This window comes from Rhizobium sp. BK512, from assembly GCF_014194915.1.
Taxonomy (GTDB): domain Bacteria; phylum Pseudomonadota; class Alphaproteobacteria; order Rhizobiales; family Rhizobiaceae; genus Rhizobium.
The window spans coordinates 923,840-950,627 of sequence record NZ_JACIAS010000002.1 but is presented as its reverse complement, the minus strand read 5'-3'; the positions used below and the strand labels follow the sequence as shown (position 1 = coordinate 950,627).

The following is a 26,788-nucleotide window of genomic DNA, read 5'->3' as shown; positions in this document are numbered from 1 at the left end:
ATCGCGCAGCCGGAACTGCGCGATGGATGCCGAAGCCTGATATCATCGGTCGCCGCAATTAGCGGGATTTGGCGGCAAAAGGCAAGAGCGGCCTTAACGCGAGAGTAAAGTCAGCGCCGTCATGGACTGCAAAAGCGTCTTTGTCGTACCGCCGAAAATCGCCTGCCAGAGCCAGGAATGCGTGTAGGCGCCCATGACCAGAAGGTCGATGCTGTCGTCTGAAAGCCGGTTTTCGATGACATGCGAGGTGTTCTTGTCACCGCTTGCAGCCGTGGCAAGCGTCACGTTCACGCCGTGGCGGGCAAGCGTCGCTGCGATCTCTGCGCCGGCAGTTGTCGCCGAATGTGTCGCCGTCTCGGTTGGATCGACAGAGAAGATTTCCACTGCTTCGGCAGCCTGCAGGATCGGCAGGGCATCGAAGGTGGCGCGCGTCGCTTCCTTCGAGCCGTTCCAGGCAATCAGCACGCGCTTGATCGGCTTTGGCTGGCGGATGATGTAGGGGATCATCAGGACCGGGCGGCCGCTTTCAAACAAGAATTCATCGACATCCACATGGCTGTCGGAGGGTTTTGCCGGATCAGCCTGTGAGGCGATCAAGAGGTCGGCGCTGCGCGCGCTTTCGATCAGTGGCGCCGAGCCGTAACCCGTCGACGTCGCAAAGGCGTGCCATTCGAAGGAAGCGCCGGCAGCCTCCGCGCGGGCGCGGAATATCCGCTCGACCTCGATGGTTTCTGAATGGGCCATGTCCTGAAGCGCTTGCACAGCCACCGGATCGGGAATCTCCATCGGTGCGACCAGCGGCACGGCGGCAATGGTTTCGGCATGCAGGCCGATCACATGGGCGCCGCTTTCTGCGGCAATGGCAAAGGCGAAATCGGCAACGGCGCCGCTATTATCTGCTGTATCCAGAATGGCGAGAATGGTTTTGTAAGACATATCAATTCTCCTTTGCGGCTAAAAATTCGCGTTCCGCGAGGAAAGGAATGCGCCGGAATGCACCACGGTTCCTTGACCGGGATCAAGATTGCGACACTCGCCCCTCACGCTTCTGCCTGATAATTTTCGGCAATATCCTTCCTGCGTTTGATATCTTCGATCATGGCCCGCACCTCCGCGCCTGCAGCCTCGATCACGGCCTGTGAGCGCCCGCGCACCACGATCTCGGTCGAAAATTTCTGACCCACGTAACGCGGGTACGAGCCGATGCTGGTTTCGGGATGTGCCTTCTGGATAGCCGTCAGCGGCGTGCCGATCTCGCCTTCGCCATAGGGGCAGGCGATTGCCAGCGAGAGGACAGGCGTACCCGTTCTCAGTGTCGGCAATACATTGTCGACCATGGCCTGGAAGACCTGCGGAACACCTGCCATGACATAGACATTGCCGATGATGAAGCCGGGCGCGGTCGATACCGGATTGGCGATATGGGCAGCGCCACGCGGCATGCGGGCCATGCGCTGGCGCGCCTCTGTGAATTCCATCTCCCGGCGCTTGTACATCTCGGCAAGCAGCACCATCGCCGCCGCATCGTGCTCGCAGGGCACACCAAAGGCTTTGGAGACAGCATCCGCGGTGATATCGTCATGCGTCGGCCCGATGCCGCCGGACGTGAAGACATAGTCATATTTGCGGCGTAGCGCGTTCAGCGCCTCGACGATCGCATCCTCCTCGTCGGCAACGATGCGAACCTCTTTCAGGTCGATGCCTGAAATGGTCAGCATATCGGCGAGGTGGCCAATATTCTTGTCCTTGGTACGGCCGGAAAGAAGCTCGCCGCCGATGGCAAGCATGGCGGCGGTGACGACAGTCTCATTGCTCATGGGGATATTTCCGTAGTGTGAAGCTCGCAAATAGGTAGCGCCGTTTGGTCGCTTTGCAAACGGCAAAGCGGAAAGCCCATTCAATCGAAAATGAAACGGCAAGTGAAATTTCGTCTACAGGCAGTGAACACTGCGTTCTTCTGCGCGGGGCTATGTTGGGCCGGATGCGCTGGTAGAACGATGGCAGTCACGAAATTCAATCATCCTTGATGGAGATAACAATGGCGAAGATTCTCGTCCTCTACTATTCGGCCTATGGCCACATCGAAACCATGGCTTACGCCGTAGCCGAAGGCGCAAAGTCTGCCGGCGCTGATGTTGTCGTCAAGCGCGTGCCGGAACTGGTCTCGGAAGAAGTCGCCAAGGCTTCCTATTACAAGCTCGACCAGGCAGCTCCGATTGCGACCGTCGACGAACTGACCGACTACGACGCGATCATCGTCGGTGCCGGCACGCGCTTCGGCACGGTTGCTTCCCAGATGCGCAATTTCTGGGACCAGACCGGCGGCCTCTGGTTCACCGGCAAGCTCGTCGGCAAGGTCGGCTCGATGTTCACCTCGTCCGCTACGCAGCACGGTGGCCAGGAATCGACAATCCTCGGCTTCGTCCCGACCTTCCTGCACCACGGAATGGCCTATGTCGGCCTTCCCTATGCCTTCCAGGGTCAGATGGGCACGGAAGAAGTAAAGGGCGGCTCGCCCTACGGCGCATCCACCATCACCAACGGTGACGGCTCACGCCAGCCTTCGGCAATCGAACTTGAAGCCGCCAAGTATCAGGGCGCGCATGTCGCCAAGATCGCGGCAAAGCTCGCCTGAGTTCAGCTTGAATCTTTTCGATGAACGGCGGTCCTTCGGGGCCGCCGTTTTATTTTGGGATGTTGTTCACCGCACAGTTTTTCGATCGCCAGCAGGGCAGCATAAACATTTTCTTGACGAATCCGCCTAAGTCGTTGATCTGGACGGCGCGCGAGCGTGGCGAAACTGGTAGACGCAAGGGACTTAAAATCCCTCGGCCTTAGGCTTTACGGGTTCGATCCCCGTCGCTCGCACCATCTTTATAAATGTGTTCGAATGTGCTTGTATAATGTGGATAAACCATAGGCAGTGCTTGTCTATGGCGCCGTTGCTGCAAAAAATGTAGGCATTGTGCGGTTGAGTAAGGGTTGTCTTAGTGGGAGTAAGACGATGGTTTACGACTGGGATGGAGCAAGAACGCGGCGCATCAGGCTCTTCAAGATGAGCGCTCTTCTCCTGTTGGGAACGGCTATGGCAGCGGTGCCGCTGTTCCTCTGGGCGGTGCAGTTCCGCGGCTTCTAGTTTTCCGATCCACTGCCAGTGTCTGGCAAATTACACAGCGGCATTCGCCCCGGTTTTCGTTTCACGCCATTTGTTAAAGACCCAGCCGGCGACCAGGCCGATTGCGGCGCCTGCTGCCTTGACGCCTGCATCGTGAAGGCGCGCATGCCGCGTCGGCGACAGGTATTGCAGATATTCGATCGCGAACGCACCGAGGATCAGCAGCACGGCAACCATTTTCCATTGCTTCGGATAGGCAAGAGCAAAAGCCAGCCCGGCGGCGAGATAAGCCGAGGCGCGATCGATATCGGGCGTTTCGATCGTGTGGGGACGCAATTCGATCGGTGAAACTGTGACGAATACGATGAAGGCGAGAAGAAGCCACGCCAGCGGCTTTGTGATCTTGGATGTCATGCTGCCGTCATATTAGCAATTGCTATGCACCATCAAGTTAAAAGCCGTCCACCTGACCGTGATTTTGGGCTTAATCCGAAGACGCGCTTAAGGAAGCCTTTCGTCGAGCGAACCGCAAATAGCGCAAACGGGCTTCTTTCCGCTGGCTGCCTGTGGCATAGCGGCGGCAGGATTTTGAAGAATGGACGAACGCCCGTGACGAGACACGATGTCGAAGGCGCAGAAGAGGCAATGCGCAGCCTTTTCCCCGCCACGCCGCTGCAGCTCAATGATCACCTTTCCGCCCGCTACGGTGCCGATATCTGGCTGAAGCGCGAGGATCTGTCGCCGGTGCGCTCGTACAAGATCCGCGGCGCGTTTAATTTCTTCCGCAAGGCAATTGCCGAAGGGGCGGGCGGCAAGACTTTTGTCTGCGCATCGGCCGGCAATCACGCGCAGGGCTTTGCCTTCGTCTGCCGCCATTTCGGCGTCCCCGGCGTCGTCTTCATGCCGGTCACCACGCCGCAGCAGAAGATCGACAAGACCCGCATGTTTGGCGCCGGTTTCATCACCATTGAACTCATCGGCGATTTCTTCGACCAATGCTACCAGGCTGCCCGCGATCACGTCGAGGCAATCGGTGGCGTCATGGTGCCGCCCTTCGATCATGTCGATATCATCGAGGGGCAGGCGACAGTGGCCGCCGAAATCATGCAGCAGCTTCCCGAAGGCGTTTTGCCTGACATGATCGTCCTGCCGGTCGGCGGCGGCGGGCTTGCCGCCGGCATTACCGGTTATCTCGATGGCATCGTCGCAAAGTCCGATTTCATCTTCACCGAACCTGCCGGCGCGCCGAGCTTGCGCCGCAGCCTTGAGGCGGGGCAGGTGGTGACACTTCCGAAGGTCGACAATTTCGTCGACGGCGCGGCCGTCGCCCGCATCGGTGACCTGAATTTCGCGGCTCTGAAGGGTTTTTCGGCCGATCAGGTTAGGCTGATGTCGGAAAATGCCATCTGCGTCACCATCCAGGAGATGCTGAACGTCGAAGGTGTCGTGCTGGAGCCGGCCGGCGCCCTGTCGCTGACGGCGATCGCCGCCATGGATCGCGCGGCCATCAAGGGCAAGACGATCGTTGCCGTCGTCTCTGGCGGCAATTTCGATTTCGAGCGGCTGCCCGATGTCAAGGAAAGGGCCATGCGCTACGCCGGCCTGAAGAAATACTTCATCCTGCGCCTTGCCCAGCGCCCTGGTGCGCTACGCGATTTCCTCAATCTGCTCGGACCGCATGATGACATCGCCCGCTTCGAATATCTGAAGAAATCGGCGCGCAATTTCGGTTCGATCCTGATCGGCATCGAAACGACGGCTCCGGAGAATTTTGCAACGCTGGTTGCCAATTTCGAAAGCGCGGGCATGGGCTTCGAAGACATTACCGAAAACGAGATCCTCGCAAACCTGATCATTTGACTTTGCGTCAACTGCACTGCGTGCTAAAGGCGGATTATGGCTTCGTTCCTTTCAAACATTCTTTCGGTATTCTCCGGCGGTGGCAAATCCTCCAGCGAAGCGGCTGCAGGTCCTTCCGGCGAGCCCCAGCTCTATGGTGATTGCACCATCTATGCCGAGCCGCAGAAGGAAGGCGGCCAGTATCGTCTTGCCGGCCGTATCGAAAAGAAGGTCGGTGAGGACGTTTTGGTGCGCAAGTTCATTCGCGCAGATCTCTTCTCTTCGTCTGACGATGCGATCGAATGCACCGTGCGCAAGGCGCAGCAGATCATCGATCAGCACGGCCCCTCTCTCTTCAATGACGGCGAGAAGCTGCGGCAAGTGTAAGCACCCGTTGATCGGGCGGACTTGTTCGAGCTACATTTCCCGTTGTTTTTCAAATCCATGACCGCATGCCAGCAGCGGAAATTGCTGCTTTGCTCACCTAATCTTAAAGGATTGCGGTAAAGGTGGCGCCTGCAGGTTTTGCAGGGCGCCGCATGTGTTTGAGCTTTCCGGACGATTGACCAGAAAATCCGCTGCTGCGGCTGCGTCTCTCTCGCGCGGTCGCGCTGTCGGTGGAAGGCCGTGATGGAGCTCTTCAACACCGCGCTCTTCATCGTCGAAGCCGTCGGCTACTTCGTGCTGATGGTCAGCCTCCTGCATTTTCGCCAGCGCCTCGGACTGGGTGTCTTCCTGACTGCACTCGGCGTCATGCATTTCATGGAGACCTACCTCGCTGCGGTCTTCTACGTTTCCCTGCCGTTCGGGGATGTCTCGCCGGGATCTTCGATCTTCTTTTCCGGCAAGCTGATGATGATCCTCATGCTCTATCTGCAGGAGGATGCGTCGACCGTTCGCCAGCCGATCTATGGCCTGTTTTTCGGCAATCTCCTGACCGTTGCCATCGCCTGGGTGCTGCAGCTTCATCAGCCGCTGGAGCTGTCGCCGGGCCATCCGGCCGATGTCAACTTCCTGAAGGAAATGGGCTGGCTGATGGTATGGGGAACGGCGATCCTCTATCTCGACTCGCTCGGCATCATCCTGCTCTACGAGAAGCTCGGCGATTTCATGCGCCGGCGCGTGGTGCTGCGCTTCATGATCTCGGGCCTTGTGGTTCTGACCTTTGACCAGATCTGTTTCTTCAGCGGCCTGCATTATTTCGTGGGCGTCCCGATGGCGGCCTTCTGGGCGGGTTGGAAAGCCAAGATGCTGGCCGTCTGCCTCTATTCCCTGATGTTTGCCGTCTACGAATATCACATCAGGCGGAACGGCGTTGCAGCCTCGGCCCGCTCGATAAGCGACCTTTTCGGCGATCTGACATTCCGCGAACGCTACAACGATCTTCTGGAGCGCACCGGTCGCGATATGCTGACTGGCGTCTATGATCGCAGCCGCATGGAGCTGGAGGCGCCGCTGATGGTGCGCGAGGCGCTGCGGCAGGGTCAATATACCACCGTCCTCATCATCGACGCGGATCACTTCAAGGACGTCAACGATGGCTTCGGCCATCTGCAGGGCGACGAGGTTCTGAAGGCCATCGCCAGCAGGCTCGGAACGACGCTGCGCTCCAGCGATCGTATCTTTCGCTTCGGCGGCGAAGAGTTCGTCGCCGTCTGCCCCGGTACAGGCCATGAGGAAGGCCTGCTCTTGGCGGAACGCCTGCGCTGGACGATCGTGACCAGTGTGAAGACGCCCGACGATGCCTCGGTATCGGTTAGCATAGGGGTTGCCACTGCGGACGAGGACGGCGTCAGCTTCACAACCGTGCTGTCGGCGGCAGACAGCCGCCTTTATGATGCAAAAAAGAGCGGCCGCAACTGTGTCGTCGGCCGCTCCGGAGTGGTTAAGGTCGTCTAGATCCCGCGCGCTCAGGCGGCGCGGAAGACCTTGGCGCCGGAGGGAGCGCTCGTCATGCCGCCGTCGACGGTGATCTCGATGCCCGTGACATTGCTGGAATCGTCGGAGGCGAGATAGAGCGCAGCCTTTGCGATCTCGTCTGCATCGCTCATGCGGCCAAGCGCACTCATGCTTCCGAGCTTTTCTTCGAGTGCCGACATCGCATCTTCCGTCTGCGCATAGGGCGACCAGATCGGTGTGCGCGTGCCGCCCGGCGTTACCTGATTGACGCGGATACCGCGCGGCGCAAGCTCGGAGGCAAGGTTGCGGGTCATGGAGCGCACGGCGCCCTTCGTGGCGGCATAGGCCGACCAGCCTGGTGCGCCGAGAACGGCATGGACCGAGCCGTTGAGGATGACGGATGCGCCATCATTCAGATGCGGAAACGCTGACTGAACCGTGAAGAAGACCGAGGTCAGGTTGGTGCTGATGATCTTTTCGAACTGTTCCAGCGACGTCTGGCCGAGCGGCGTTGCGCCGCCGATACCGGCATTGGCAAAGACGATATCGAATTTGCCGACGGCGGAAGCTGCCTCGGCGAAGATCTTCTCCGCGGCCGCTACGTCGGTCAGATCAATCTTCAGTGCGAGCACGTCGCCGCCAAGCGCTTTCTTGGCCGCTGCGAGCGTTTCCGGATTACGGCCGGTAATGATGACCTTCGCGCCTTCGGCAACGAAAACCTTGGCGGTGGCAAGCCCGATACCGCTGTTGCCGCCGGTAATGAGCGCGACCTTGTTCTTGAGACGCATGGGAATGGCTCCTATTGGAAAATGTCCCGATCTGGATTATGATCGATATCTAGAAGGATTATGACCATAATCCATATAAGTCAAGTCCGCATGTCGGGAGATTTCAATGGGCCATTCGCAACTGGAAAAACAGAAGACGCACGACAGGATCATCGAGATCGCGTCCAGGCGCCTGCGGGAGAAGGGGCTCGAGGGTATCGGCGTTGCCGACCTGATGAAGGAGGCCGGGCTGACGGTCGGCGGCTTCTACAAGCATTTTGCGTCACGCGATGAGATGGTGGCGGAAGCCATGAAACTGGCTTTCGGATCCTGGGAAGCGAAAGTGCGTTCAGAGGGCAGGGCGCCGGCAGATATTCCGATCGCGGAATATTCCGCCAACTATCTGAGCGAGGTTCATCGTGACGACGTAAGCGGCGGCTGCCCTTTTGCTGCGCTGACGGCCGATCTCGCCCGCAGCGACGGGAAATGCCGGTCGCTTGCGACCGAGCAGCTGAAGACGAATCTGGAAAACATGACAGACCGTATGAGCGCGGGCGATGAGGCTGAGGCGCGCCGCAAGGCAATCATCGTCTCGTGTCTGATGAGTGGCGCGCTCGGCCTTGCGCGCATCGCGGACGATGAAAAACTCTCCGACGAAATTCTGGAAACGGCCCGAGCTTTCGTCAATGATTTCTAGGCAAAATGAAAGGGCCGGCTTGCGCCGGCCCCTCGAGTGGAACTTCGAATTTGCAGGTTAGGCAGCGAGAGCAAGCTCGTCGACGCGCGACTTTGCGGCGCCGATAGCCTTTTCTGCAGCTTCTGGGCCGAAGGCGAGGCCTTCGACATAGATGGTCTCAATGTCGGCAATGCCGAGGAAGCCGAGAACCGACTTCAGGTAAGGAACCGCATGATTCATGCCGGCAGCCGGACCCTGGGAATACACGCCGCCCGAAGCAAGGACGACATAGACCTTCTTGCCGGTAGCAAGGCCGACCGGGCCGCTTTCGGTATACTTGAAGGTCAGGCCGGCGCGGGCCACATTATCGATCCAGGTCTTCAGCGAAGAATAGATGTTGAAATTGATGAGGCCGGTGCCGATGACGATGCTGTCGGCTGCGAGCAGTTCATTGACCAACTCGTCGGACGTTTTTACGGCAGCAGCTTCCTGAGCCGTGCGGGCTTCCGGCGGCTTGCGAATAGCGGCGGTGAACAGATCGTCGATGTGCGGAAGCGGATTTGCGGCAAGGTCGCGGCGAACGACGACGCTACCCGGGGCTTGGGCCTTGAGCTTGTCGGCAAGCTCGACAGCGATCGACGTGGAAAGTGACTCTGAACGCGGGCTGGACGTCAGAAGAAGGATGGAAGACATGGTTGAATTTCCTCTCGAAATGGGTTTCAGCGGCGATTGGGAGCGGCAAACCGCTGTGTTCGAGAAAAGAAATAAGACTGGCCTGCTATCGAAAAAACTGGGATAATGTCGATCAAAATTATCGATGGATTGGATGGACGATGCTTCCCAACCCGACACTGGATCAATTGCAGGTTTTCCTGACTGTCGCCGAAACCGGCAGTTTTTCGGCCGCGTCACGCGTGCTGAACCGCGCGCAGTCGGTCATCAGCTATACGATCGCCAATCTGGAAGCCCAGCTTGAAATACCGCTTTTCGAGCGTTCAGGCGCCCGCCAGCCGAAGCTGACGGATGCCGGCAAGGCAATGCTGGAAGATGCCCGCCGCCTGATGGCCGATCTCGAGGTGATGCGCGCCCGCGTCAAGAGCATCAAGCAGGGGCTGGAGGCGGAGCTTTCTCTGGCGATCAGCGTCATGGTCCCGGCCAACGCCGTCATGATGGAGTTGCGCGAATTTCGCGAGAAATTCCCGGGCGTTGCGCTGAACCTCAACGTCGGCGAGCTCGGAATGGTCATGGACATGGTGCTGAACGACAAGGCCGACATCGGCATTGGCGGCGCGCTCGTGCGGCAGGGAGATTCGCTGGTAGCCGAAAAGATCGGCTATTCCTTTATGGTTCCTGTCGTTGCGCCCGATCATCCGTTGGCGCGTATCGAACGGCCACTGACGCTGGCCGATGTGCGCGAAGAAATCCAGCTCGTCGTTTCCGATGCCTCCGGGTTGACCAAGGGCCGGGATTTCAATGTCCTTTCTTACAGGACATGGCGCGTCAGCGACATAGCAACCAAGCATCAGCTCATCAAAGGCGGGCTTGGCTGGGGTGGATTGCCGGTCTCTCTCGTCGGTGACGACATCATGAAAGGCAACCTCATCGCCATCAAGCTCGATGCCTACGAACAGGGCGAATACCCGATCTATGCCATGCACAAGGCCGCCAATCCGCCGGGGCCGGCGGGCAGATGGCTGGTCGAGGCTTTTCGCCGGCGGCTCTCAATGTGCCCGAGCCATGGCGAAATGGTCAGCATGCTCGGTATAGACGAACTGCATGCGATGCCGGAGGCCGCGGAATAGTCACAAGCTTGACGGGTTTCAGGCCTTTGTTATAACGGCGCCACGGTCTGCAGTTCACCGAGGCGTCGCCGTCCCGCAAGGGAAGCTAAACCTGCTCCAGAAAGATCATCAGCACTTGTCCTGTGCCGAAGTCGAAAGCCGGCGACCACCGACACCCTTTTGCGGAAGCGGCGCGTTGAGGATGAGACGTGACCAGATCTACCTTTCCAATGGAAATCGCCGATCTTTCGGCTTTTGCCAAATCTCTCCGCAAGCAGATCGAAGCGCTCGCTGACAAGCCGAGCCATGTCGATATGCTCAATCTGCTGACGCGCGCGGCGGGTTATCGCAACTACCAGCATTTCCGCAGTATGGCGCAGTCCACCGAAGTCCTGAAGGACTGGAACCTGAAGCAGGATCCCGAGCCCTTGCCGGACGAGGATCGCGTGCTGAAGGCATCGCGCCATTATGATGGCAGCGGCAGACTGATCCGCTGGCCGGGCAGGAGAGGGCTACAGGAGCTTTGCCTTTGGGTTCTGTGGTCGAAAATACCGGCGGGCACGGAACTGACGGAGCGTGAAATCAGCGATTTGCTGGACCGCCTGCATCTCTTCGGCGATCCGGCGCTCTTGCGCCGCGAACTCTTCGATTTCGGGCTTGTCCACCGTACGCGGGACGGCAGACGATATCACCGCCTCGAAAAGGAGCCGCCGGCCGAACTTGGCCTGCTTCTCCGGCGCGTTGAAGCCAAGGCAGAGACGGCTTGAGCGAAAAAGGAGCGCGGTTGATGAAACCGCGCCCCTGCGGCTTCAGAGAACCAGCCTGAACTTCGTGAATCCCTCGGCGCCTTCGCCGGCATCCTCGATCTTCACGCTCTTGACGTCGGCGAGATACTGTTTGGCTTTAGGGCCGCTTTCGAAAACGACCGTCGTGCCGGGCAGGGGCTTGAAGGTCCAGTTGCCGTCGGCTGCTGGATTGATCGTGCCCTGATCATGGACATAGCGCACGATAACATCCCGGTTGGTGTCCGGCGCCTGGAAGATCACCTTGTCGGAAGCGATGTCGGGGAAGCTGCCGCCGCCGCCCGCACGATAATTGTTGGAAACGACGACGAATTTTTGCGCCGGATCGATCGGCTTGCCCTCGAAGGCAAGGTTCTGGATTCGGTTGGAAGTCGGATTGACGGCCTTGCCAGACGAATCATATTTCGGCGGCTGTGACAGATCGATCTGATAGGTCACGCCATCGATCACGTCGAAATTGTAGGACGGGAAGTCGTTGTTGAGGAGCGCTGCGTCCTTCGCACCGGGCTCGATGTGGTTGAACATACCGGCGGACATTTCCAGCCAGTTCTTCACCTGCGCACCGGTGATGGCGACGGCCTGAACCGTATTCGGATAGAGATAGAGGTCGGCGACGTTCTTGATGGCAATATCGCCGGCAGGAACGTCCGTATAGTAGTCGGCACCGCCGCGACCGCCGGCCTTGAAGGGGGCTGCGGCGGAGAGAACCGGCAAATCCTTGAATTGCGTATCGGCCAGCATCTGCTTGATGTACCAGGTCTGAGCCTGCGAGACGATCTGCACGGAAGGATCGTCGGCGACCAGCGCAAAGTAGGAATAGAGCGGCGCGGAGGTTTTGCCGACCGGCGTGCGGACATAGGCAAGCGTTGCCTCGTGCTCTGCCTTCGCCGCTTCGACGACTTCCTTCTTGTCGGCGACGTCGGCCACGACTTTTTTCTTGTCGTCGCGATGATAGATCGGCCGTGCTTCCGACGTGAAGTCGACGATTTTCCAGCTATTGCCGTCTTTCTCCAGCAGCAGGTCGATCAGGCCGAGATGCGAGCCCCAGAACCCGGCCATGACAGCGGGCTTGCCGTGCAGCGTACCCTTGACCGGATCGGCATTGGCAATGCCATCCCAGGTTTTCGGGCCGGGGAAGACAAGATGCTGGTGACCGGTGAAGATCGCGTCGATGCCTTCGACGGCAGCGAGATGCAGCGAAGCATTTTCCATTTTTTCGGATGGGCCGGAACCGTCGATGCCGGAGTGGGAAAGGGCGATGACGATATCTGCGCCAGCTTCCTTCATGGCCGGCACCCAGGCCTTGGCGGCCTGGACGATATCGCGCGTCTGTGCCTTGCCTTCGAGGTTCTTGATATCCCAGAGCATGATCTGGGGTGGCACGAAGCCGATGAAGCCGATCTTGACCGGGCTTTCATTGCCGGAGCCGTCCTTGATCTGCTTTTCGACGATGATGTACGGCTTGAAGAACAGCTCGTCCTGCTTGGGATCGGAGGCAAGCTGACCCCTGGTCAGGTTGGCGCAGACGAAGGGGAAGTTCGCACCGTTCAGCACCTTGAACATGAAGTCCAGGCCGTAGTTGAATTCGTGATTTCCGAGCGTGCCGACGGTATAGCCGAGCGTATTCATGGCCTTGATCACCGGATGCACGTCGCCATCCTTCATGCCGTGCTGATAGGCCATGTAGTCGCCCATCGGATTGCCCTGCAGCACGTCGCCATTGTCGATCAGCAGCGAATTGGCAGCTTCCGCACGTATCGTGTCGATGATTGTTGCCGTGCGCGACAGGCCCATCGTGTCGTTCGGCTTGTCGGCATAATAGTCGTAAGGGAAAACGTTGACGTGAATGTCGGTCGTTTCCATCAGCCGCAGATGCGCCTGGTTTGCGGCAGCGCGGGCGCTGAACGGATGAAGCAGCACGAGAGCGGAAGTGGCGGCAAGGCCGCCGAGCAGGGAACGGCGGCTCATTGCAGGCGCATCGAAAATGGAAGACATGGAAACACTCCTTTTGACATTACGCATCACCCGGTTCGGCGAACTTAGGATGATTGGCGAAGGAGTACATCTTGAAAATGACAGAACGGCAAAGACGGTGCCGCGAAAGCGGCACAGCCTGAGCTTACCGGACGCGCGGCACGTCGCGATGGAAGAAGCGGAAGTAGGAGGCGATGAGCGCGCGGGCATTGGAATTGACATCGAACTGGATGCCGACGCGGCCATTGTGTTTCCAACGAACGACACCATCGAGCAGGCCGAGGTCTTCCGCTTCGATGCGTACCTTGCTGCCGGCGGCCGCATAAAGCGGGGCTTTCACCTCAAGTGCCGCACCCGTGGCGGAAAGATCGAGGATGCGGGCGTCTATCTGGCTGTTCATATAGCTGATCTTGCCGAAGACGCGGCAATTCCTGCGGTCCGCCTTACGGGCGGTGATCTTGAGGTTACGTGTCATGCTTGTCCCCATGAAGAATTCGGGAAAAGCATAAACGCGGAAAATTGAAATGCCTTTAGAGGCTTATTTAAAATTGCGCCGAAAGTCTCAATTCGGCACGGCCGCCCGTCGCGCCACGACGTGCTCGCGCCAGACCGTGAATATACCGGCCGCAACCACGATGATCGAGCCGACGATCATATTCAGCGTCAGCGTCTCCCCGTAGATCAATACACCGAGGATCGAGGCGTAGACGAGCTGGATATAGGTGAGCGGCTGGACGGCCGCTGCATCGAGACTGTCATAGGCGCGGATCAGGAAATAATGGCTTGATGTACCGGTCAGGCAGACGGCGAGCATCCAGATCCAGTCCCAGCCCTGAATCGGCGTCCAGTAAAAGGGGCCTGCAAGCGTCATGACGAAAGCGCCGACGATGCCTGTATAGAAGAAGCTCGTCATCGCCGAATCCTGCCGGCTCACGTAACGTGTGGCGATCACGTAAAGTGCGAAGTTGAGGCAGGAGACCACCGCAAGAAGCAGGTTCACGTCGAAGAACCCGCCTTCCGGCTTGAGGATCAGCAACACGCCACAAAGTCCGACGCCGATGGCCGTCCAGCGGCGCCAGCCAACCTTTTCGCCGAGCAGCGGAATGGCAAGCAACGCGACGATGATGGGGGTGGCGGCAAAGATTGCCTGCGAATGCGCCAGCCCGATCAGCGCAAAACAGGTGATTGCCAGTACCACCTGCGTGGCAAGCAGGATGCCGCGTGAGACCTGCAGAAATGGGTGCTTGGTGCGGGCGGTTGCGGCGATGCCGCCGCGCATTTTCGAGGCCAGAACCACGGTGAACAACCCGAAGGCCCAATAGCGCACCATCGTCACGAAGATAGGCGAATAGGCTGAACCAAGATGCTTCGAGATCGCGTCCTGCGCAGAAAAGATCGTCAGCGCGAGGAGCAGGAAGATATAGCCGTGAGTCTTGGATTTCATGTCTTGCCGTTGAAGCGGAATACCCGCGACGTCAAGCTAGGACAGGATTCCGGGGGGCTTTGCAAGGGCTCAGAGGCCTACATTCGGCCTGTCGATGATTTCGCGCAGCGCAAAGCTCGAGTTGATCTTCACCACGTGCGGCAGCGCCGAAAGCCAGTCTCGGTGGATGCGCTCGTAATCTTCCAGATCGCGGGCGGCGACCCGCAGGATATAGTCGTACTCGCCGGACATCAGATAGCAGACGAGTACGTTCGGGCAGCGCTTCACCGCCGCTTCGAATTCCGACAATGTCTTGGCGAACTGGCCAGACAGCGAAATGTGCACGATCGCGATCATTTTGTAATCGAGCGCCTTGTGCGAAAGCCGCGCATGGTAGCCGCCGATGACACCGCTTTTTTCAAGAATGTCGAGCCGCCGCGAACAGGCCGAAGGCGACAGCCCGACCTTGTCGGCGAGTTCCGCATTGGTGATGCGAGCATTGATCTGCAATGCCTTCAGAATCGCAAGATCGATGTTGTCGAGGTCTGACATTCGAAGAACCTTCGAAAATTGGGGCGAAGACGCAATAATCTTCGAAACTTCATGTTTGTGCAAATCCTCTTTGCAAGGACATTTCGTTGCAGCGGTGGGAGGATTTATCAGCAAGAAAACGCTCTGCGAAATGCGGACATAAAATGAGAGGAACGCGTATGCGTGTCGGTTGCCCGAAGGAAATCAAGAACCATGAATATCGCGTCGGCCTGACGCCGGCTTCGGTCAGAGAATATGTCGCCCATGGCCACGAGGTATGGGTGGAAACGAAGGCAGGTGCCGGCATCGGTGCCGATGATGCCGCCTATGTGGCCGCTGGCGCGAAGATCGCCGCCTCCGCCAAGGATATTTTCGAAAAGTGCGACATGATCGTCAAGGTCAAGGAGCCGCAGCCCTCGGAATGGGCGCAACTCCGCGACGGTCAGCTCCTCTACACCTATCTGCATCTCGCGCCCGATCCGGAACAGACCAAGGGTCTGCTCGCATCCGGCGTTACTGCAATCGCCTATGAGACGGTAACCGACGATCGCGGTGGCCTGCCGCTCCTGGCGCCGATGTCCGAAGTCGCCGGTCGACTTTCGATCCAGGCCGGCGCCACCGCGCTGCAAAAGGCCAATGGCGGCCTTGGCATCTTGCTCGGCGGCGTGCCCGGCGTTCTCCCGGCCAAGGTTGCGATCATCGGCGGCGGCGTCGTCGGCCTGCATGCCGCCAAGATGGCTGCCGGTCTCGGCGCCGATGTCAGCATTCTCGACAAGTCGCTGCCGCGCCTGCGCCAGCTCGACGATATCTTCAATGGCCGTATTCACACGCGCTATTCCAGCATCCAGGCACTGGAAGAGGAAGTCTTTACTGCCGATCTGGTCATCGGTGCCGTGCTGATCCCCGGCGCTGCAGCACCAAAGCTTGTGACCCGCGAAATGCTCTCCGGCATGAAGAAGGGCTCCGTCATCGTCGACGTCGCCATCGACCAGGGTGGCTGCTTCGAAACCTCGCACGCAACGACGCATTCCGAACCGACCTATGTCGTCGACGGCGTCGTGCATTATTGCGTCGCCAACATGCCGGGCGCGGTTCCCGTCACATCAGCCCATGCGCTGAACAATGCGACGCTCGTCCACGGCCTCGCACTCGCCGATCGCGGCCTGCGCGCCATTGCCGAGGACAAGCACCTGCGCAACGGATTGAACGTCCACCGGGGCCGCATCACCAACAAGCCGGTCGCGGATGCGCTTGGTTACGAGGCAGTGGCTCCTGAAAGCGCACTGAACGTAGCGTAAACCAGCTGACTCAAGGTCAGGTAAGGGCGCCAGCTTCCGCAAGGACTGGCGCCTTTATTTTGTCGATCCGGCACTGATAGCAATTGTTGCGCGCGGAGCGCACATGCACGTAGGCGATGTCAGGCCGTGCGAGCAATTCGGCCGCATAGGAAGGAATTCTGTCGATCGGCGTCACCGCGCCGGTGCCGTAGACGATCCTGTCGCTCTCGCCGTAGCCGCGGACAATGAAATCCGGGCTCGTAGTCAGGACGGGAGGCAGGACCTCGTCGGAAGAATAGCGCTGACAGGGCTGCTTGTGCAGGAAGACCGGCCCGGTTTCGGCATAGGGCTGCAGTTCCGGAAAGGGGCGATAGGCAAAGACGAACAGCTCTTCGCCAGCGCCGATATTGCGCAGGCAATGCCGGCATGGATGGCCCGGACCATCGGAGATCATTGTTTCCGGCAGACGTCCGTAGGCATCGCGGCCGCCGCTCCACAGCGCTTCTGCATCAGCTGTCGGCATGGCTGAAAATTGAATGTTGTTCATGGCAAATCTCCTCATGAGCTTTGCCATAGTGTCTGCCCTTGCGGCCGTTCAAACCACCCGATTCTTGCCTGAAACCGGGAAGGTTTGGGCGCTGCTCGATCAGCCGCGTCGGGCTATTTCCAGCAGTTCCTTGTCGCTTAATGGTCTGACGATGCCGGTGCCGGTGGAGACGGGAGAAAAACCGAACATCTGGTAGAGCTGCAATGCCCGCGGATGGTCGAGATTGTTGGTGGTCGTCGTGACTTTTTGCGGGTTCAGCGTCCAGATCGCGTAGAGAGCCTGGAGCAGGAACCATTTGCCGATGCCGAGGCCGAGCGCGTGCTCGAAGAGCCCGAAATGGCTGAGCTCGATCGTATCCTCGTCCTCGCAGAGATATTCATAGAAGCCTGCCGGCGCGCCATTGACGTAGAGCACGCTGATATTGTTGCGCTTGTCGTGCAGGGCGACGGTCAATTCCTCGTCGCTCATCCGCAGACGATCGACCCACTGCCAGCGCGCCCCGACCTGTCGATAGAGATAGCGATAGAAGGGCAGTGGAATGGCCGGTGCGCGCATGATCGCCGTCTGGATATTGACGGGCACGGGCAGGCTTGCCTTCGGCGGCGCGACCATTTCAAGCCGCGTGATATGGGCCTTGAGCGAGGCGGGCGTCTTTCCCATGGCGTCAGGCTTTGACCGCTGCAGGAGGACCGGTAACGACAGGTGTATCCTCGCGGCTGCCCCATTCGCTCCAGGAGCCGTCATAGAGCTTGTTGTCGGTATGTCCGAGCGATTCCAGCGCCAGCGTGATGATTGCTGCGGTAATACCCGATCCGCAGGAGGTAACGACCGGCTTCGAAAGATCGATACCGGCATCCTCGATCGTCTGCTTCAGTTCCGGCAGCGATTTGAAACGGCCCTGGTTTGCGAAAACGCCCGAAGGCAGGCTGCGGGCACCCGGCATATGACCGGAGCGCATGCCGGCGCGCGGTTCCGGTTCGCTGGCCGCGAAACGGCCGGCGCTGCGGGCATCGGCGATCTGCAGGGCGCCGCTTGAAACGATATCGCGCATCTGCTCGAGGTGAACGACGCGGTTGGAATCGTAATTCGTCTTGAAACTCGCCGGCGCGTATTGTGGCGTTTCGGTTTCGAGCGGCCGGCCTTCAGCCTTCCATCCGTCCAGTCCGCCGTCGAGGACGAAGACATTCTTTGCGCCCATGACCCGGAACAGCCACCACACACGCGGGGAGGCGAACATGCCGATGCCGTCATAGACCACAATGCGGTCATTCTCGCTGATGCCGAGTTTGCCGACTTCGGCGGCGAAATGATCGGGCGAGGGGATCGTGTGCGGCAGGTTCGTCGAGTGGTCGGCGATTTTGTCCTGATCGAAGCGGATCGCACCCGGAATATGGCCGGCGGCATATTCCGCATCGGCATCGCGCTTCTGCGCCGGCAGATAGAAGGATGCGTCGAGCACGCGCAGATCGGATTTGCCGAGTTCAGCCTGTAGCCAGTCGGCCGAGACGACGAAACGGCTCTTGGTGTCGCTCATGATGATCTCCCCAAAAATATCGTCTATCAGGCTTCGTCGCCGGGCGTGCCGAAGCGAATGCGGAAGCGCCTGTTCTCTTTGCCCTTCTTCTCGATCTTGGCAATATGAATCTGGCCGACTTCCTGAGTTTCCGAAACATGCGTGCCGCCGCAGGGCTGGCTGTCAACAGCTGAATTCTCTCCGATACAGACGAGGCTGACACGGCCAAGACCAAGAGGAGGACGCACATTCTTCGACTTGACGATGCCGGGATTGGCGGCGAGCTCCTCATCCGTGATCCACTGAACATAGACAGGATGGTTCTGGTTGACGAGGTCCATCAGCCTGGCCGTCACCTCGTCCTTGTCGATCGTGTCGCTCATGTCGAAATCGACGCGGCTTTCATCCTCGCCGACAGCAGCACCGGTAATCGGATAGGAGCAGACGACTGAAAGAAGATGGCAGGCCGTATGCATGCGCATCAGCCTGTAACGGCGCGGCCAGTCGATGTGCACAACCAGCTTTTCGCCGACCTCCGGCCGCGGCTCGCCCTCCTGCGGCACATGAATGACGATGTCCTTGGTCGCACCATGTTTCGCCTGGCCAAGCCCTATCCTGGAGCCGTCAGCCCGTTCGAAGAAGCCTGTGTCGCCCGGCTGCCCGCCAGACGTTGCGTAAAAGCAGGTCTGGTCCAGCTCGATGCCCCCGTCCTCGTGGACGGCCGTGACGACCGCTTCGCATGTGGAAAGGTAGAAGTCGTCACGGTAGAGGGCATTGACTGGCATGGAGGCTCACGCTGCGGGTTCGTAGGGTATTCTGATATCCGTCGAGCCGACCATCCAGGCAGGAATGGGAAGACCCTTGGACGAAAGAAAGTCCGGATTGAAAAGCTTGGACTGATAGCGGTTGCCATAATCGCAGAGGATTGTCACGACCGTATGGCCGGGACCGAGATCTTGGGCGAGGCGAACCGCACCGGCAATGTTGATCGCCGTGGAGCCGCCAAGGCAAAGCCCCTCATGTTCGACCAGATCGAAGAGGTAGGGGAGCGATTCGGCATCGGTGACGTGATAAGAGAAATCGGGCGTGAAGCCTTCCAGGTTGGCGGTAATGCGCCCCTGGCCGATACCTTCCGTGATCGACGATCCCTCCGACTTCAGCGCGCCGTTGGCGTAGAATTCGTAGAGCGCGGCACCCTCGGGATCTGCAATGCCGATCTTGATGTCCTTGTTGAAGCCCCTGAGGCCCGCGGCAACACCGGCAAGCGTTCCGCCCGAACCGACCGAGCAGATGAAGCCGTCGACCTTGCCATCCGTATCTTTCCAGATCTCGGGTGCGGTGGTTTCGATATGGGCCTGGCGGTTGGCAACGTTGTCGAACTGGTTCGCCCAGATCGCGCCGTTCGGCTCGCTCTTGGCAAGCTGTTCGGCAAGGCGACCCGAAACCTTCACATAGTTGTTCGGGTTCTTGTAGGGAACCGCCGGAACTTCGACGAGCTCGGCGCCGAGCAGGCGCAGCGCGTCCTTCTTTTCCTGGCTCTGCGTTTCCGGGATGACGATGACGGTACGATAGCCGAGCGCCTTGGCAACGAGCGTCAGGCCAATTCCGGTATTACCCGCCGTACCCTCGACGATGACACCGCCAGGCTTCAGCAGGCCCTTCCTCTCGGCGTCACGGATGATATAGAGCGCCGCTCGGTCCTTTACCGACTGGCCGGGATTGAGGAATTCGGCCTTGCCGAGAATGGTGCAGCCGGTTGCCTCGGAAACACCCTTGAGCTTGATGAGGGGCGTATTGCCGATAGCCTCGATTACGGAGGGGTGGAAGGTCATGGAATCTGCCTCGTTTACGCATAGTTTAGGAACGGTCTTTTCCCTTCACAAGGCAGCGTTGGCAAGAAATCCTATTCCATGCCTTTCAGGCACGCGATAAAATTAGTCTTTCCCTTCCAGCCCATTGCCGTCTCCAGGCGCGCCGGTGATCCGAAGATTGACTTTCGGCGTATGGATGACGACAAAGCAAGCACGGGCGCAGGAACAAGGCGTGACCGAATCTGACATGGTTCACGAGCATATCGACACGATCGATGCATTGATGGCGCATTATGTTGCCGGCTCCCTCCCGGAGCCGGCCCGCGTACTCGTGGAATCCCATCTCGAAATGAAGGCGGACAATCGCGGCCTTGTGGCCGACCTTGAACGGCTGGCCGGAGACGCTCTGGAAAGCACGCCGGCAAGCCCGATCAGCGACCGAGATGCGAAGCTTGCGGCAATCTTCGGCTCGAAGGCTCCTGCGTCCCCTGCGAAGCCCCCGTCACGTCCGCGGGGCGCTCTTTTTCCGCGTGCCTTGCGCAATCTCGTCGGTTTCGAAGCTGACGACGTGCCGTGGCGCAAGCGCCTTCCGGGCTTCAAGGAATATGCGACCGATATCGACGGCTGCGAAGTCAGCCTGATGTGGATACGGCCGGGCCGAGCGCTGCCTGCCCACACGCATGCGGGCATGGAACTGATCCTCATCCTCGATGGCGCCTTCCACGACGAGCGCGGCCGCTTTGGGCCGGGAGATATCTCGGTTGCGGATGCCACGATCGACCATCGCCCCGTCGCAGAAAAGGACCGGCCCTGCATCGCTTTCGCCGTTTCGGACGGCCCAATCAAGCTCACCGGCTCCTTCCGTCAGATCATTGGCGATCTCATCGGCTGAAAGCAGCCACAATGCTGTGATAGAGCCATTGTCCCGGGAGAGATGGGGGAGCTTCCGGACTGTGTTCGTATTCAAATCGGCAGACCGGAGGAAGTGTCATGCGTAATTTCATCGCGCGCCCGGAGCATGGTATCGTCTGGATTTCCGGCGCGAGTTCCGGAATAGGCCGAGCGCTGGCGCTGAAGCTCGCAGGCGAGGGATACGGGGTTGCTGTCACCGCCCGCAATCACGAAAAACTGGTGGAATTGCAGGCCGAGGCATCCGGATTGCCCGGCAGCATCATCGTGCTCGACGGCGATGTGACCGACGCCGAAGACATGGAACATGTCATGGCCTCGATCGAATACGAGCATGGTGCGCTCGCCATGGCCATCCTCTGCGCAGGTGTCTATCAGCCCGTTCACGGCGAGGATCTGAACAGAGCCGATTTCGAGGAGACTTTTGCCGTCAACCTGTCAGGCGTCGTCAATTGCCTCCTGCCGGCGCTCCGCCACATGAAGGCGAAGGGGCAGGGACAGGTCGCCATCGTTTCCTCGGTGACCGGCTACACGGGATTGCCGACCAGCGCCGCCTACGGCGCGACCAAGGCTGCCTTGATCAACATGGCCGAAAGCCTGAAATTCGACCTCGACAAGATCGGCATCCGTATCCAGCTCATCAATCCGGGTTTTGTCGACACGCCGGCAACGCGCAAGAATGCCTTTCCGATGCCGGCACTGATTTCGCCCGAGGTCGCTGCGGAGCGCATTGCGGCAGGCCTCAAGACGCAGGCTTTCGAGATCACTTTCCCGCGGCATTTCACCTATATGCTGAAGTTCCTGCGGATACTGCCTTACGGTCTTTATTTCCCTCTGGTCAACCGCTTCACAGGCTGGCGAGAGCGGCCTCTCGACAGAGGTCACCGGCCGGCGACACCGCATCCGGCGGAATGATCAGCGGCGCGAAAAAACCACCTGCCGCACATCGATATTGCGGGCGCGGAAGCCGGCCTCACAATAGAACAGGTAGAATTCCCAGAGCCGCTTGAACCGGTCGTCGAAACCCATCGGCCGGAGCTTGTGCCACACGGACCAGAAGCGCTCGCGCCATTCCGCGAGCGTGCGGGCATAATCCAGGCCGAACCCGAAGTCCCTGACCAGTGACAGATCCATCTTCTTGCCGAGTTCGGCAAGGTGATGACGCGTCGGCAACATGCCGCCGGGGAAGACATATTTCTGGATGAAGTCCGGATTACTGCGATATTGCTCGAAAGATTCGGGCCGGATAGTGATGATCTGCAGCCCTGCCTTGCCGCCCGGCTTCAGGCATTGTCTGAGTTTGGAAAAATAGGCCGGCCAGTATTTCTCGCCCACGGCCTCGAACATCTCGATGGAAACGATGCGATCGTAGACACCGGTCTCGTCGCGATAGTCCTGGAAGCGGAAATCAACCTTGTCGCCTAGCCCTGCCTTGCTGATGCGCTCCTGTGCGAAGGCAAGCTGCTCACGGCTGATGGTCAGTCCGGTCACCCGGCAGTTCAGTTCGCTGGCCGCGAATTCCGCAAAGCCACCCCACCCGCAACCGATCTCGAGCACATGATCACCGGGTTTGATGCCGGTCGCTTCCGCCAGCGCCCGATACTTGGCGCTCTGTGCCGATTGCAGGTCGTTGGCGCCGGTCGAATAAAGCGCTGACGAGTAGGTCATGCTCGGATCGAGCCATTGCTTGTAGAAGTCATTGCCGAGGTCGTAATGGGCCGAGATATTGCGCCTGGACCCGGCCTTGGTGTTGGCATTCATCCAATGGCGGATGCGTTCCACGAAGCGGCCGACACCGCTCGTGCCATAAGAATAACTGTATGCGGCCTCGCCGTTCACGAGAAACAGCTCGAGGAAGGCGGTGATATCGGGGCTATCCCAGTCGCCATCCATGTAGGTCTCCGCGATCCCGATGGTGCCGCTGGTCAGAGCCCGGTCGGGAAGGTTCCAATTCCGGAGCGTGAGCGCTGCATTCGGTCCGGCGGCCTCGCCCCTGATCAACACCTTGCGCCCGTCGGGCAGCGTGACGGCAAGGGACCCTTGCTGTATGCCCAGCAAACCGCGCAGCGCAAGCTTCGCCTTGAACGGCAGGTCTCTGACGATGCGCGAAATATTCTCCGCCGTCAGCGTTACCGCGTCCCGGGTAGCTTGGTTCAAGTCCTGTATATTGCTCACCGTCCGTCCTCCCGTATTTTGGGGCCGGTCAGGACAATGCTTGCGCCTCTCCTCCGGCGATTGCGACAAACGCTAAATTCATTCCGCAGCTTCTGCAAGCCGGCTTGCCGGCTTCACGCTGACAGGCGGAGGAGGTGGTGGCCGGCGAACGTAGATAGCGCCTTTCAGCCAGAGTTTCAGAGCCTCCCAGTGAATGCCGGCCATGATCTTGACGGTCAGGAAGGGAGTGGTTGTGAGAAGAAAACCGAGCGTCCGGCCAGTCAGCGGCTTTTTCCGCCCGGCGAACGTTGCGGCAAGAAGCGGTCCGTCCGCATCGGTCTCCAGGATGCGCCAGCGGATTTCCTGGCCGGGCGGCAGCATGCGGAAATGGTAGCGCATTCCAATGCCAATGAAGGGAGAAACGTAAAAGAGCTTTTCGCAGGTCTGACGAAGACCGCTTTCGAAGATTTCATCCTCCTCGACGGGGCAGACATAGCTATGCCGCTCGCCGAACGTGTTGCGCACCTCGTAGATCAGCGCAATCACTGAATCCTTCTCGTCATAAGCATAATAGACGGAAAGCGGATTGAAGACGTAGCCGAAGATCCGCGGATAGCAGACGAGCAGGATTTTGGCCGGTCGCTCGACACAGGCATCTGCAAGCAGGCCATCGGCATGCGAGCGCAGCTTTCCACCTGCTGCATGGTCTTCTTCATGGAACGAGACGAGATTGCTTCGGTTGACCGAAAACAGCGCCGACTGCCTGTCGGCTTCTTCCAAACGGTCGAGATCGATAGCAAGCGAAAACACCCGATACTGGAAGCGATGGCCGAACGGTTTCATGCGCTGATGCATGACATTGCCCACATAAAGCACTGCCGCTGCGTCCGGCGGACGACCGTTTCGCGTCACGCTGACGCCACATCTCGATGCGTCGGGGCTTTTGCGCGATCCCATCATGCCATCGCTTCCAGCATCGTTTCACGAGGGGAGGGTCGGTTGGTTCGCCAGGGTGTGATGCCGCCCAGAGCTTCCGCCGCCGCAAGGCCGGAGACAAGTCCATCTTCGTGGAAGCCATATCCGGTCCAGGCGCCTGCGAAATAGCAATTGTTCTTTCCCTGGATGACCGCGATCGCCTTCTGTGCTGCCATCGCTTCGGCGGAAAACTGCGGATGCTCATAGGTGAACTCGGCAAAGACCTTGCGGCTATCCGGTTCGCGATCAGGGTTTAGCGTAACGAAGAGCGGGAAGTTCGGATCGATGCCCTGCAGCCTGTTCATCCAGTAGGTAACAGCTACGCCCGCCCTGCCGTCGCCATGGCTCGAGCGCAGATAATTCCAGGAGGCCCATATCTTGCGCCGCGTCGGCATAAGGCTGGCATCACGGTGCAGGATAACGCGGTTGGGCTGATAGGGGACGGCAGCGAGCAGGCGCTTTTCCTGATCCGTCGCATCGATCAGCAGGCGCGACGTCTGGTCGCTGTGGCAGGCGAAGATCACCTTGTCGAAGAAAGCCTCGCCGCCGGCTTCATCGATGAGGATGACGCCCTTCGCCTTGCGTATTACGCCGCGCACCCCGCAGCCAAGTCTTACCTTGTCGCCAAGCGGTGACAGAAGCCTTTTCAGGTAGTTGCGGCTGCCGCCGGTGACGGTGCGCCACTGATGCTGGTGGCGGTAGATCAGCCGGTGATTGTCGAAGAAATTGACGAAATGTTCGGCGGGAAATTGCAGCATGCGCGCTGATGGCGTCGACCAGATCGCCGCCGCCATGGGCACCAGATAGTTGTTGGTGAAACCGGGCGAGAAGCCGCGCCAGTCGAGATAATCGCCGATCGAGCGCGAGGCGAGATGCCCAGCTGCTCGATCTTCCAGGCAGGTCCGGTTGAAGCGCAGGATCTCGCGGATCATCCAGAGAAAGGAGGGGCTCAGCAGATTGCGCTTCTGCGCGAATATCGACGAGAGCCCACCGCCGCTCCACTCCAGCCTGCCCTGATCGAGTGACAGGGAAAAGCTCATGTCGCTGGCATGCGTGGCGACGCCGAGTTCTGCAAAGAGCGCGGTCAGATTGGGATAATTGTGCTCGTTGTAGACGATGAAGCCGGTGTCGACTGGAATGCTCAACCCGTCATAATCGACATCGACCGTTGCCGTATGGCCGCCCGGCCGGACATCCTTCTCATGGAGCGTCACGTCATGAACAGGATTGAGCGCCCAGGCAGCCGATGCACCCGATATGCCCGATCCTATGACCGCGACCTTGAGGCGGCGTGGCAGCGAAGGAACATGCGCGTTCATGCTGCATCCTTTATGGCGTTATAGACCTTCAGCGCCCGCCGGCGCGCCGTGGCATGATCGACGATGGGTTGGGGATAGGTTTCGCCAAGCGTGATACCGGCTTTTTCAAGCGCGCTCGCGGGTGCCTCGAACGGCCGGTGGATATATTTGTCCTCCAAATTTTCGAGCTCGGGCACGAACTGCCTGATATAGCTGCCGTCCGCATCGAATTTTTCGCCCTGCAGAACCGGGTTGAAGATGCGGAAGAAGGGAGAGGCATCGGCGCCTGAACCTGCCACCCATTGCCAGCTGGCCGCATTGTTGGCCGGGTCCGCATCGACGAGTGTGTCGCGGAACCAGGCTTCGCCTCGGCGCCAGTCGACCAGCAGGTCCTTGATGAGAAACGAGGCTGTAATCATCCGGACGCGGTTATGCATCCAGCCATGGCGCCAAAGCTGGCGCATGCCTGCGTCGATGATGGGATAGCCCGTCTGGCCGTTGCACCAGGCATGGAATCCGTCTTCATCCTGTCGCCAGCCGAAACCGTCGAAACTGTCGTTCCAGTTGGCGCTTGCAAGTTTGGGAAAATGGAAGAGCAGGTGGTAGGAAAACTCCCGCCATGCCAGTTCCTTGCGAAAGCGCACGATATCGTCGGATGGGATGCTGCGGGAGAGGCCCTTTGTCGCCTCCCAAATACGCGCTGGCGAAATCTCGCCGAGTGCCAGATGCGGAGAGAGCAGGGACGTTGCCGCCTTGCCGGGGAAATCCCGGTCAGCCGAGTAACCCGGACGAGCGTTTTCGACGAACTCCCGGAGCTTTTGGTGGGCAGCGGCTTCCCCCGGCGTCCACATGTCGGGGAAGGACTTCGCCCAGTTCGGCTTGCGTGGCAGAAACTTGAAAGAGGCGAGCGTTTCAGATGCGGGAAACTCTTTGGGGAAGCGGAAGCGTTGAGGCATGTCGACAGGCGCTTCCGGCTCTCCATCTTCTTCGAGTGCCCGCCAGAACGGCGTATAGACGCGATAGGGCGTGCCGCCTGATGTCTTGAGTTTCGTCGGTTCATGCAGGAGCTGGCCGCCGAAGCTGCGCACCTCGATTGCCTGCTTCTCGAGTTCATGCTTGAGGCGCGTGTCGATCGCAATGCCGGGCGGATCGTAGCGACGGTTCCAGAATACCGCTTCCGCACCGCTTCGCCTGATGAAGTCGCCCAGCACGTTTCGGGCATGGCCGCTGGCCAGGACGAGCTTGCCGTCACGTTTTCTAAGGGCGCCATCGAGCGCATGCAGCGAATGGTGCAGCCACCATGCCTGAGCCGAACCGAGTGGCCCGGTGCCGTCTTCCCCGTGTTCGCGAATATAAAGTGGAATAACCGGCCGCCCCGATGCGCATGCCGCCTGAAGTGCCCTGTTGTCGTCAAGGCGCAGATCCTTGCGAAACCACACGATCACCGGTCTTGCAACAATATCCCGTGCCAATGGCTGCTCCCTGTCCTGCCTCTC

At 59.4% G+C, this 26,788-nt stretch carries 28 protein-coding genes, 1 tRNA gene and 1 pseudogene; 12 read left to right on the top strand and 18 right to left on the bottom strand.

Annotated features, from left to right (window positions below):
* Positions 1-93: 93 nt before the first annotated feature.
* On the bottom strand, positions 94-936 hold the full coding sequence (locus tag FHX06_RS10665; protein WP_112968620.1) for a universal stress protein: 843 nt from the start codon (positions 934-936) through the stop codon (positions 94-96).
* Positions 937-1,040: 104 nt separating this feature from the next.
* The gene (locus tag FHX06_RS10660) at positions 1,041-1,817 is read right to left on the bottom strand and encodes a competence/damage-inducible protein A (protein WP_183879135.1); all 777 of its coding nucleotides are present in this window, start codon (positions 1,815-1,817) and stop codon (positions 1,041-1,043) included.
* Positions 1,818-2,038: 221 nt separating this feature from the next.
* Between FHX06_RS10660 and wrbA the strand changes: the two genes are divergently transcribed.
* From wrbA to FHX06_RS36020, 3 genes are all read left to right on the top strand, one after another.
* Positions 2,039-2,635 carry an NAD(P)H:quinone oxidoreductase type IV gene (gene wrbA / locus FHX06_RS10655; protein ID WP_018115472.1) on the top strand — a complete coding sequence of 199 codons (597 nt, stop codon included), beginning with the start codon at positions 2,039-2,041 and terminating at the stop codon, positions 2,633-2,635.
* Positions 2,636-2,785: 150 nt separating this feature from the next.
* Positions 2,786-2,871, top strand: a tRNA-Leu gene (locus FHX06_RS10650).
* 133 nt (positions 2,872-3,004) lie between these two features.
* Positions 3,005-3,136 (top strand): hypothetical protein, encoded by a 132-nt coding sequence (locus FHX06_RS36020; protein ID WP_018115471.1) that lies wholly within the window; start codon positions 3,005-3,007, stop codon positions 3,134-3,136.
* A gap of 30 nt (positions 3,137-3,166) precedes the next feature.
* Here FHX06_RS36020 and FHX06_RS10645 read toward each other — a convergent pair whose 3' ends face one another.
* Positions 3,167-3,529, bottom strand: coding sequence for an antibiotic resistance protein VanZ (locus FHX06_RS10645; protein WP_018115470.1), 363 nt, complete (start codon positions 3,527-3,529; stop codon positions 3,167-3,169).
* Positions 3,530-3,724: 195 nt separating this feature from the next.
* Here FHX06_RS10645 and ilvA point away from each other — a divergent pair, with 195 nt between their 5' ends.
* The 3 genes from ilvA (at position 3,725) to FHX06_RS10630 (ending at position 6,853) form a co-directional block, all read left to right on the top strand.
* Positions 3,725-4,975 (top strand): threonine ammonia-lyase, encoded by a 1,251-nt coding sequence (gene ilvA / locus FHX06_RS10640; RefSeq protein ID WP_113212222.1) that lies wholly within the window; start codon positions 3,725-3,727, stop codon positions 4,973-4,975.
* Between the two features lie 36 nt (positions 4,976-5,011).
* Positions 5,012-5,341: an HlyU family transcriptional regulator gene (locus tag FHX06_RS10635; protein WP_113206757.1), complete on the top strand. Its 330-nt coding sequence runs from the start codon at positions 5,012-5,014 to the stop codon at positions 5,339-5,341.
* A gap of 240 nt (positions 5,342-5,581) precedes the next feature.
* Positions 5,582-6,853: a sensor domain-containing diguanylate cyclase gene (locus FHX06_RS10630; RefSeq protein WP_113212221.1), complete on the top strand. Its 1,272-nt coding sequence runs from the start codon at positions 5,582-5,584 to the stop codon at positions 6,851-6,853.
* Between the two features lie 11 nt (positions 6,854-6,864).
* On the opposite strand, the gene FHX06_RS10625 is transcribed toward FHX06_RS10630, so the two are convergent.
* Positions 6,865-7,641 (bottom strand): SDR family oxidoreductase, encoded by a 777-nt coding sequence (locus FHX06_RS10625; RefSeq protein ID WP_113212220.1) that lies wholly within the window; start codon positions 7,639-7,641, stop codon positions 6,865-6,867.
* 106 nt (positions 7,642-7,747) lie between these two features.
* On the opposite strand from FHX06_RS10625, the gene FHX06_RS10620 reads away from it, so the two are divergent.
* Positions 7,748-8,317 carry a TetR/AcrR family transcriptional regulator gene (locus FHX06_RS10620; RefSeq protein WP_018115465.1) on the top strand — a complete coding sequence of 190 codons (570 nt, stop codon included), beginning with the start codon at positions 7,748-7,750 and terminating at the stop codon, positions 8,315-8,317.
* A gap of 57 nt (positions 8,318-8,374) precedes the next feature.
* Here the strand turns inward: FHX06_RS10620 and FHX06_RS10615 are convergent, their stop codons facing one another.
* The gene (locus FHX06_RS10615; protein ID WP_018115464.1) at positions 8,375-8,989 is read right to left on the bottom strand and encodes an FMN-dependent NADH-azoreductase; all 615 of its coding nucleotides are present in this window, start codon (positions 8,987-8,989) and stop codon (positions 8,375-8,377) included.
* A 140-nt stretch (positions 8,990-9,129) separates the two neighbouring features.
* On the opposite strand from FHX06_RS10615, the gene FHX06_RS10610 reads away from it, so the two are divergent.
* Entirely contained in the window at positions 9,130-10,098 is a 969-nt protein-coding gene (locus tag FHX06_RS10610; protein WP_113206760.1) for a LysR family transcriptional regulator, read from the top strand.
* 188 nt (positions 10,099-10,286) lie between these two features.
* The gene (locus FHX06_RS10605; protein ID WP_312866498.1) at positions 10,287-10,844 is read left to right on the top strand and encodes a DUF2087 domain-containing protein; all 558 of its coding nucleotides are present in this window, start codon (positions 10,287-10,289) and stop codon (positions 10,842-10,844) included.
* 42 nt (positions 10,845-10,886) lie between these two features.
* Here FHX06_RS10605 and FHX06_RS10600 read toward each other — a convergent pair whose 3' ends face one another.
* From FHX06_RS10600 to FHX06_RS10585, 4 genes and pseudogenes are all read right to left on the bottom strand, one after another.
* Positions 10,887-12,875, bottom strand: coding sequence for a bifunctional 2',3'-cyclic-nucleotide 2'-phosphodiesterase/3'-nucleotidase (locus FHX06_RS10600; RefSeq protein ID WP_113212218.1), 1,989 nt, complete (start codon positions 12,873-12,875; stop codon positions 10,887-10,889).
* A gap of 139 nt (positions 12,876-13,014) precedes the next feature.
* Positions 13,015-13,329, bottom strand: a pseudogene (locus tag FHX06_RS10595) (PilZ domain-containing protein); the annotation flags it as partial.
* Between the two features lie 87 nt (positions 13,330-13,416).
* The gene (locus tag FHX06_RS10590) at positions 13,417-14,298 is read right to left on the bottom strand and encodes a DMT family transporter (protein WP_018115459.1); all 882 of its coding nucleotides are present in this window, start codon (positions 14,296-14,298) and stop codon (positions 13,417-13,419) included.
* Between the two features lie 69 nt (positions 14,299-14,367).
* Positions 14,368-14,829, bottom strand: coding sequence for an Lrp/AsnC family transcriptional regulator (locus tag FHX06_RS10585; protein ID WP_018115458.1), 462 nt, complete (start codon positions 14,827-14,829; stop codon positions 14,368-14,370).
* A gap of 158 nt (positions 14,830-14,987) precedes the next feature.
* Between FHX06_RS10585 and ald the strand changes: the two genes are divergently transcribed.
* Positions 14,988-16,106: an alanine dehydrogenase gene (gene ald / locus FHX06_RS10580; protein WP_112545185.1), complete on the top strand. Its 1,119-nt coding sequence runs from the start codon at positions 14,988-14,990 to the stop codon at positions 16,104-16,106.
* A gap of 16 nt (positions 16,107-16,122) precedes the next feature.
* Here ald and FHX06_RS10575 read toward each other — a convergent pair whose 3' ends face one another.
* The 5 genes from FHX06_RS10575 to FHX06_RS10555 all read right to left on the bottom strand — a co-directional run bounded on the left by FHX06_RS10575 (position 16,123) and on the right by FHX06_RS10555 (position 19,977).
* The gene (locus FHX06_RS10575; RefSeq protein WP_113147928.1) at positions 16,123-16,632 is read right to left on the bottom strand and encodes a DUF1203 domain-containing protein; all 510 of its coding nucleotides are present in this window, start codon (positions 16,630-16,632) and stop codon (positions 16,123-16,125) included.
* 99 nt (positions 16,633-16,731) lie between these two features.
* Complete coding sequence (locus FHX06_RS10570) at positions 16,732-17,292, bottom strand: GNAT family N-acetyltransferase (RefSeq protein ID WP_112968609.1); 561 nt, start codon at positions 17,290-17,292, stop codon at positions 16,732-16,734.
* Between the two features lie 4 nt (positions 17,293-17,296).
* Positions 17,297-18,166: a 3-mercaptopyruvate sulfurtransferase gene (gene sseA, locus FHX06_RS10565; RefSeq protein WP_112968608.1), complete on the bottom strand. Its 870-nt coding sequence runs from the start codon at positions 18,164-18,166 to the stop codon at positions 17,297-17,299.
* A gap of 26 nt (positions 18,167-18,192) precedes the next feature.
* Positions 18,193-18,930, bottom strand: coding sequence for an alanyl-tRNA editing protein (locus FHX06_RS10560; protein WP_113212217.1), 738 nt, complete (start codon positions 18,928-18,930; stop codon positions 18,193-18,195).
* A gap of 6 nt (positions 18,931-18,936) precedes the next feature.
* The gene (locus tag FHX06_RS10555) at positions 18,937-19,977 is read right to left on the bottom strand and encodes a cysteine synthase A (RefSeq protein WP_018115452.1); all 1,041 of its coding nucleotides are present in this window, start codon (positions 19,975-19,977) and stop codon (positions 18,937-18,939) included.
* Positions 19,978-20,188: 211 nt separating this feature from the next.
* On the opposite strand from FHX06_RS10555, the gene FHX06_RS10550 reads away from it, so the two are divergent.
* Complete coding sequence (locus tag FHX06_RS10550) at positions 20,189-20,848, top strand: ChrR family anti-sigma-E factor (protein ID WP_029616512.1); 660 nt, start codon at positions 20,189-20,191, stop codon at positions 20,846-20,848.
* A gap of 98 nt (positions 20,849-20,946) precedes the next feature.
* A complete protein-coding gene (locus FHX06_RS10545) occupies positions 20,947-21,780 on the top strand; it encodes an SDR family NAD(P)-dependent oxidoreductase (RefSeq protein WP_112968606.1) in 834 nt (277 codons plus the stop codon).
* Here the strand turns inward: FHX06_RS10545 and FHX06_RS10540 are convergent, their stop codons facing one another.
* From FHX06_RS10540 to FHX06_RS10525, 4 genes are all read right to left on the bottom strand, one after another.
* Positions 21,781-23,040, bottom strand: coding sequence for an SAM-dependent methyltransferase (locus tag FHX06_RS10540; protein ID WP_112545178.1), 1,260 nt, complete (start codon positions 23,038-23,040; stop codon positions 21,781-21,783).
* Positions 23,041-23,118: 78 nt separating this feature from the next.
* On the bottom strand, positions 23,119-23,979 hold the full coding sequence (locus FHX06_RS10535) for a DUF1365 domain-containing protein (protein ID WP_183879133.1): 861 nt from the start codon (positions 23,977-23,979) through the stop codon (positions 23,119-23,121).
* Positions 23,976-25,313 (bottom strand): NAD(P)/FAD-dependent oxidoreductase, encoded by a 1,338-nt coding sequence (locus FHX06_RS10530; protein ID WP_183879131.1) that lies wholly within the window; start codon positions 25,311-25,313, stop codon positions 23,976-23,978. Before FHX06_RS10530 ends, FHX06_RS10535 begins: the two co-directional genes overlap by 4 nt.
* Positions 25,310-26,764 (bottom strand): cryptochrome/photolyase family protein, encoded by a 1,455-nt coding sequence (locus FHX06_RS10525; protein WP_183879129.1) that lies wholly within the window; start codon positions 26,762-26,764, stop codon positions 25,310-25,312. The genes FHX06_RS10530 and FHX06_RS10525 overlap by 4 nt, the downstream gene beginning before the upstream one ends.
* Positions 26,765-26,788: the final 24 nt, after the last annotated feature.

Excerpts from the sequence above, each read along its gene's own strand:
- FHX06_RS10665 (WP_112968620.1), bottom strand. The coding sequence starts at position 936 with ATGTCTTACAAAACCATTCTCGCCATTCTGGATACAGCAGATAATAGC.
- FHX06_RS10660 (WP_183879135.1), bottom strand. The coding sequence starts at position 1,817 with ATGAGCAATGAGACTGTCGTCACCGCCGCCATGCTTGCCATCGGCGGC.
- wrbA (WP_018115472.1), top strand. The coding sequence starts at position 2,039 with ATGGCGAAGATTCTCGTCCTCTACTATTCGGCCTATGGCCACATCGAA.
- FHX06_RS36020 (WP_018115471.1), top strand. The coding sequence starts at position 3,005 with ATGGTTTACGACTGGGATGGAGCAAGAACGCGGCGCATCAGGCTCTTC.
- FHX06_RS10645 (WP_018115470.1), bottom strand. The coding sequence starts at position 3,529 with ATGACATCCAAGATCACAAAGCCGCTGGCGTGGCTTCTTCTCGCCTTC.
- FHX06_RS10635 (WP_113206757.1), top strand. The coding sequence starts at position 5,012 with ATGGCTTCGTTCCTTTCAAACATTCTTTCGGTATTCTCCGGCGGTGGC.
- FHX06_RS10625 (WP_113212220.1), bottom strand. The coding sequence starts at position 7,641 with ATGCGTCTCAAGAACAAGGTCGCGCTCATTACCGGCGGCAACAGCGGT.
- FHX06_RS10620 (WP_018115465.1), top strand. The coding sequence starts at position 7,748 with ATGGGCCATTCGCAACTGGAAAAACAGAAGACGCACGACAGGATCATC.
- FHX06_RS10615 (WP_018115464.1), bottom strand. The coding sequence starts at position 8,989 with ATGTCTTCCATCCTTCTTCTGACGTCCAGCCCGCGTTCAGAGTCACTT.
- FHX06_RS10610 (WP_113206760.1), top strand. The coding sequence starts at position 9,130 with ATGCTTCCCAACCCGACACTGGATCAATTGCAGGTTTTCCTGACTGTC.
- FHX06_RS10600 (WP_113212218.1), bottom strand. The coding sequence starts at position 12,875 with ATGTCTTCCATTTTCGATGCGCCTGCAATGAGCCGCCGTTCCCTGCTC.
- FHX06_RS10590 (WP_018115459.1), bottom strand. The coding sequence starts at position 14,298 with ATGAAATCCAAGACTCACGGCTATATCTTCCTGCTCCTCGCGCTGACG.
- FHX06_RS10585 (WP_018115458.1), bottom strand. The coding sequence starts at position 14,829 with ATGTCAGACCTCGACAACATCGATCTTGCGATTCTGAAGGCATTGCAG.
- ald (WP_112545185.1), top strand. The coding sequence starts at position 14,988 with ATGCGTGTCGGTTGCCCGAAGGAAATCAAGAACCATGAATATCGCGTC.
- FHX06_RS10575 (WP_113147928.1), bottom strand. The coding sequence starts at position 16,632 with ATGAACAACATTCAATTTTCAGCCATGCCGACAGCTGATGCAGAAGCG.
- FHX06_RS10570 (WP_112968609.1), bottom strand. The coding sequence starts at position 17,292 with ATGGGAAAGACGCCCGCCTCGCTCAAGGCCCATATCACGCGGCTTGAA.
- sseA (WP_112968608.1), bottom strand. The coding sequence starts at position 18,166 with ATGAGCGACACCAAGAGCCGTTTCGTCGTCTCGGCCGACTGGCTACAG.
- FHX06_RS10560 (WP_113212217.1), bottom strand. The coding sequence starts at position 18,930 with ATGCCAGTCAATGCCCTCTACCGTGACGACTTCTACCTTTCCACATGC.
- FHX06_RS10555 (WP_018115452.1), bottom strand. The coding sequence starts at position 19,977 with ATGACCTTCCACCCCTCCGTAATCGAGGCTATCGGCAATACGCCCCTC.
- FHX06_RS10545 (WP_112968606.1), top strand. The coding sequence starts at position 20,947 with ATGCGTAATTTCATCGCGCGCCCGGAGCATGGTATCGTCTGGATTTCC.
- FHX06_RS10535 (WP_183879133.1), bottom strand. The coding sequence starts at position 23,979 with ATGATGGGATCGCGCAAAAGCCCCGACGCATCGAGATGTGGCGTCAGC.
- FHX06_RS10530 (WP_183879131.1), bottom strand. The coding sequence starts at position 25,313 with ATGAACGCGCATGTTCCTTCGCTGCCACGCCGCCTCAAGGTCGCGGTC.